Origin of the sequence: Sphingomonas arabinosi (assembly GCF_036663715.1) — a bacterium.
Taxonomy (GTDB): Bacteria; Pseudomonadota; Alphaproteobacteria; order Sphingomonadales; family Sphingomonadaceae; genus Sphingomonas.
This window is the reverse complement of sequence record NZ_JAXOJN010000043.1, coordinates 1-4,847: the sequence shown is the minus strand read 5'-3', so window position 1 is coordinate 4,847 and position 4,847 is coordinate 1. Positions and strand designations below refer to the sequence as shown.

The window sequence follows — 4,847 nt, the reverse complement described above, 5'->3', positions numbered from 1 at the left end:
AACAGCGCGCCTTGCGTCACCTGTCGACCCATCATGCTCGTAAACCCCTGACGCCTTTCCAGGAGTGAATCACGTCTTCGTCACTGTCGCAACCAGCCGTTTTTCAACAGTCTCGTTTCGGTTGTGACACCGCAGGTAATGTACCCTTTCCGGAATCAAGAATTTTCTAAGACCCTCAGCCCTTCCTTGCCGAAGGGCGCGATCAGCTTCCGGTACTCGGCTTCGGGTTGCCCGTAACCGTCGCCCGCTAACTCTTCTAGTTTCTCGCGATCCAGAATGAGAACCCGTCCCCGCTTGGACCGGATCATACCGGCTCCTTCCAGTATGTGCAGCGATACCGTGACGCTGGAACGGTCAGCCGATCCCCGGCCTGACATCGCTCACCGACGCCCGAAGGTGCGCTTGTTCGGCAGGTTTCTAGGCGGCATCGCCTGGCCCCGGACCTTTATCTCGATCCTACGCCGGCCAATTATGCGTCCGTACTGGTAGACGGTCAGATCCATCGCGTGATTGCCGTTGTACGCCGAATGTTCGGCGGCGGCGAAGGCATCACCCGAATAGTGGCCGATGTCATTCTTGTTCCAAGCCTCGTGTCCGCGGTTACGCACCGTCCACCTCACGGCCGATCCGTTCGGGAGCGCGTCGGCGTTTACCAGCTCGAAGCTGATCGAGCAGTTCTTCACGATCGTTGGAAGCGAGTTCACGCCCTCCTTCACGTAGCTGGCATTGTCCTTCGAAACCGCCCGCACGCGGATCTGCGGATCGAAGGCGTACACCATCAGAGCGGTGCCCTTCGCCAAGGAGACACGCGCCTCGTCGCCGTCCGCTTCGCCTTCGAGGTCCTCGGGCATTGGAAAAAAGTGCTCGAAAGCCTCCGTCCAGATCTCGGCGGCGTTCGCCTCTGTCGTTGCGGCGTTCGCCCGCCGTGCAGTGTCCTCGAAATCCCGCAGGAGCGTCCTGAAGCCGTCGGTGGCCTCTTGATCAAGCCGGTTCAGATCCTCGCCGGTGTCCACGGGGTTGAACACGCGCGCGTCGTCATACACCCTATCCGCGACAGCGGTGATGATCCGCTGCAGCACGTCGTCGTCGTCGACCGCCTCCGAACGGTCTAGGCCGGTTAGGGCGTCGCCAACCAGTACCGTAAGCGTGATGGATGACGGGCGCTTCCCCTCCTCCATCTTCAGGGCAGCCCACATCTTCATGTAGCAGACCAGGGGGCGCAGCAGACCGCGATCGGCCGCATCCTCGAACAGCTCCTTGAACCATTTGTAGATGGCCTTGGGGTCGCTCTCCTCCCAGCCCTTCGTCTCCGTCGCCAGCGCACGCCGGTCTTCACCGCGGTCGAGGTGGTAGCAGGGCACGTCGATGTGGAAGTCGGGATTGAACGAGATCCGGCAGCACCGCTCCTTCGGCTCGTCGACACCCGTGGCGTCATTGTCCTCGTCGTCCGCATAGTCGAGCAGCGCATTCTGGACGAACTGCTTGAATCCCTCGGGATCGTACTCGCCACCCTCGTCGTCGCCTGACCACTCGAAGTACAGACCGAGGTCGATGTCGAACTGGGCTTCGGTGTTCCAAGGCCTGATCTGCGTGTCGAACTTATACGATCCTTGCAGCCAGGAACTCGTCGGATATTCGGTATCCTCTTTCAGCCGGGACTTCAGGAAGTCCCGCAGGTCGTTCCACCTCGCCTGCTGGATGGCGAACTGCTCCTTGGACGGCGTGATGCGCGAGTAGAGGGTCTGGTCCGACTTCGAGTTGAAAAGGCGTGCGGCGAAGGACATCCAGTTCCTCAGATCTTGGCGTTTATGAAGGTGAACGGCACGGCATCGTGCCGCAGAAGCGCCGTCAGACGCGGATCGGCTGACACGTCTGCAAACGAGGAGCGCGCGAGCGATAGGAGATTTGTAATCGCCGCTGGTGTGGCGACATCCAGAGCCAGAACGGCCCTCTGCTCGTCGGCCTGTCGGCGGTCAATGCGCAGATAACGTTCGCCGAGCACATGCCTCATCATGTCGTTGGTCAGCGCCTGCTGCGATCCGATCATCACGTCGGTCAGGCGCTGATTGCGCATCCATCCCAACCCGCCGAGGTTCGGGTCCAGCGCGGCCGACATGGCGAAGTCCGTGGTGGTTGTACCGACGCTCAGAACGTGGATGTCGTCGAGTTTCACACCGAGGAACTGCTGGGCCTCGTGCAGCGCGATCATGTCGGGCGAGTTCGCGAACATGCCGCCATCGGCATACAGGTCGTCGCCGATCCGGTGGGCCGGGAAATAGGTGGGCGCCGCAGACGTGGCCATCGCCACATCTGCCACCCGCAGGCGCCAATCGAGCTTGAAGTTCTGATGGTGGCCGGTCTTGAATACCTTCGGCCCGCCTTTCGTGAGGCTGACGGCAGGAACTACGACGGGCCGGACCAGCTCCGAGACCAAGGTGTCCCTTCCGACGATCTGCTCGACCGTCTTCCTCAATGGGGCGGGCGCATAGAGCGGCGCAGGCAGGTTCCGGACCATTCGCCCAAACCACGCGGCCTTCGACCGAGGCGGCTGTTTCGGGAAGATGTGCTGGCCGTGCTCCACGAACGCATCGCGGATCTCCGACGCCGAGCATCCCGCCGCCAGGCCAAGCGCGACGATGCCGCCGATCGACGTGCCCGCGAACATGTCGAAGCACTCGTTCAGCCGTCTGCCAGAACGCTCCTCGAGCTCAGCCAAAACCGTAGCCGTGTACAGACCGAGGAAGCCGCCGCCCGACAATGACAAGATCTGGAATGCCATGAACTCCCCCTTGTCACCGAACATAGATGGAACACGGAGATGTTCAACAGGTGCTTCCGGTATGCTGGGCGAGCTGTACGCCGAGACCCTGCTGTATGAGGACGTCGTCGACCGGGCGAGCAAACGCATCGGGGTGTACCGGGAGAAGCTGCAGATCGACTTCTCGAAGAAGTAGGGGCCGCTGCGCACGGCGCGCTCCTAGACGGCTTGCCTCCCCCTGAAATTAGGAATGAAGGGCCGCCGCAACCTGTGCCTCGCCCCAATACGGATCGATGAATGGGCATTCGTAGCTCGGGCCCGTGGTGTCCGCCTTCGCCGCATCGAAGAAGTCGCGCGCGGCCTCGTGATGGCTCTCCGGTATTATCAGGAACGCCGGGTCCGTCTCCAAGAAGTCGAGATCGCCGACGTGCCGCCACTCCCTCTCCCATTCATACAGGTATGTCGACGAACCATAAGTACCGGGAAGGTCAACGAAGGGCGCGACCTGCCAGACCGGCAAATTCGCATCGTGGGCCGCCGCTTGCACCATGGCGTTGACGGCCTGCGCATGCGGCGTGTCCTTGTAGGCGTAGAGGATCGGCCCGCCACCGCGGTCCACGACGAACTCCTTTCGGAAGCCGATACCGTGCGGTCCCCGGACGTCAGCCAGCCGCTTCAGGTGGTGGAGCGGCACCTCGCTGAAGCACACCGACCTACGAGCCGGGAGCATCTTGCGACCGGCACCAAAAGTGTTTGCAGCGACGATGCGGCGCTGGTGAAGGATCGAGATCGCGTTGTCGTACGCCGTCCTCGACGGCCCAGCCTTCGCAAAGTGCACCACGAACTTCGACATGTCCGTCCACGTCGGATCGATGCTGCCGATCAGCATACCTCCGCACCTGCCGTACGGGCGCGGGAAGTAGGGAACTCACGCATGTCCATTACCAGGTTCCACGGGCCAGCGTGTTCGGCAGCCGCAGCTCACGCACGATCCCGTCGTTACTTCCGATCGTCATCGACGGTCTCTGCCGGCCGCGTCGCGACCCGAACCACTGGTCGGCGATCTGGATGATGTCCGTGTTCACCGGCCGCTGAAGGATGCTGTCTATCAGCCTCGCGGTTAGTTCCGGGTCCGGCATCAGAAAGAAATCGCCGGCCTTTTCCAGCCCGTCCAGCCGTTCGGCCTCCCGGTCCAGCCGCTTCTGGAACATCCGGCGCGGGATCGTAACCTCCTGCTGCACGTCCTGGTACGCCTCGTCGTACAAGGGCGACATGAAGTCGACGGCGTGGGTCTTGGTTTGCACCCACATGTGAAAACCGTCCTCATCGAACTCGACCCTTCCGCCGCCGTCACGGCCGAAGAGCATGTTCTTCTCAGGCTCGACGCACAGCCCGAAGCCCCCAGCCACCGCGCTGGCTTTGATCCCGTAGTGCTTGTTCAGGATCAGAGCGCCGATGCAGGCGAAGAGCGTGCACGCCTTCCCCGGGTTTCCCTCGGCCTTAATGGTGCCGTGGATGACCTGATGGATGCGGTTGAATTCGGACATCGGGAAAAGGAAGTTGCTCATGTCGCTCGCTATGCGGATCGGTCGGTCTACCGCCCCGATATGATAGCGCGCGCATTCCAAAAGCAACGGTTACATCGGTCCGGATCAGACCATACATTGACGCCATGACGACGATCCACATCGATGAATCGGGATATACCGGGGACGACCTCTACAATCCCGAGCAGCCTTACTTCATCATCGCCTCGTCGCTGATCGGCGACGACGAGGCGGCCGAGATACTTCGGCGCTGCTTCCCGCGGTATCAAGGCGCGGAGTACAAGTTCGGCAACATCTGGAAGAGGGACACCCACCGTGCCGGTCTGCGCACGCTCGCCGCCGAAATCCCGGCGCTCGCCGACCGGCTCCTCTTCTATGTGATCGACAAGCGCTTCTCGCTGATCGTGAAGATGTTCGAGTACCTTCTAGCATTACAGTTGCATTCTGGTCTTTAAATGTGCGTGGCGGGCGGCCGCTTGATGCGCTCGTCGCCATAACGACCATGCGATGATGTGGGCGGGCGCGATACGGCGTTGGGCGAG

At 61.7% G+C, this 4,847-nt stretch carries 6 protein-coding genes; 1 reads left to right on the top strand and 5 read right to left on the bottom strand.

From position 1 onward, the window contains the following. Nucleotides 1–155 precede the first annotated feature (155 nt). The 5 genes from U1708_RS20455 to U1708_RS20435 all read right to left on the bottom strand — a co-directional run bounded on the left by U1708_RS20455 (nucleotide 156) and on the right by U1708_RS20435 (nucleotide 4,326). Nucleotides 156–308, bottom strand: coding sequence for a hypothetical protein (locus U1708_RS20455; protein ID WP_332748128.1), 153 nt, complete (start codon nucleotides 306–308; stop codon nucleotides 156–158). Between the two features lie 72 nt (nucleotides 309–380). Next, on the bottom strand, nucleotides 381–1,784 hold the full coding sequence (locus U1708_RS20450) for a CBASS cGAMP synthase (protein ID WP_332748126.1): 1,404 nt from the start codon (nucleotides 1,782–1,784) through the stop codon (nucleotides 381–383). Between the two features lie 8 nt (nucleotides 1,785–1,792). Next, nucleotides 1,793–2,779, bottom strand: a complete 987-nt coding sequence (locus U1708_RS20445; protein WP_332748124.1) for a CBASS cGAMP-activated phospholipase — start codon at nucleotides 2,777–2,779, stop codon at nucleotides 1,793–1,795. Between the two features lie 223 nt (nucleotides 2,780–3,002). Next, complete coding sequence (locus U1708_RS20440) at nucleotides 3,003–3,647, bottom strand: abortive infection system antitoxin AbiGi family protein (protein WP_332748123.1); 645 nt, start codon at nucleotides 3,645–3,647, stop codon at nucleotides 3,003–3,005. Between the two features lie 52 nt (nucleotides 3,648–3,699). Beyond that, complete coding sequence (locus U1708_RS20435) at nucleotides 3,700–4,326, bottom strand: DUF2026 family protein (protein ID WP_332748122.1); 627 nt, start codon at nucleotides 4,324–4,326, stop codon at nucleotides 3,700–3,702. Nucleotides 4,327–4,430: 104 nt separating this feature from the next. Between U1708_RS20435 and U1708_RS20430 the strand changes: the two genes are divergently transcribed. Further along, nucleotides 4,431–4,760 carry a DUF3800 domain-containing protein gene (locus U1708_RS20430; protein WP_332748120.1) on the top strand — a complete coding sequence of 110 codons (330 nt, stop codon included), beginning with the start codon at nucleotides 4,431–4,433 and terminating at the stop codon, nucleotides 4,758–4,760. Nucleotides 4,761–4,847: the final 87 nt, after the last annotated feature.

Coding starts and splice junctions, on each gene's coding strand:
- U1708_RS20455 (WP_332748128.1), bottom strand. CDS start 308: ATGATCCGGTCCAAGCGGGGACGGGTTCTCATTCTGGATCGCGAGAAA.
- U1708_RS20450 (WP_332748126.1), bottom strand. CDS start 1,784: ATGTCCTTCGCCGCACGCCTTTTCAACTCGAAGTCGGACCAGACCCTC.
- U1708_RS20445 (WP_332748124.1), bottom strand. CDS start 2,779: ATGGCATTCCAGATCTTGTCATTGTCGGGCGGCGGCTTCCTCGGTCTG.
- U1708_RS20440 (WP_332748123.1), bottom strand. CDS start 3,647: ATGCTGATCGGCAGCATCGATCCGACGTGGACGGACATGTCGAAGTTC.
- U1708_RS20435 (WP_332748122.1), bottom strand. CDS start 4,326: ATGAGCAACTTCCTTTTCCCGATGTCCGAATTCAACCGCATCCATCAG.
- U1708_RS20430 (WP_332748120.1), top strand. CDS start 4,431: ATGACGACGATCCACATCGATGAATCGGGATATACCGGGGACGACCTC.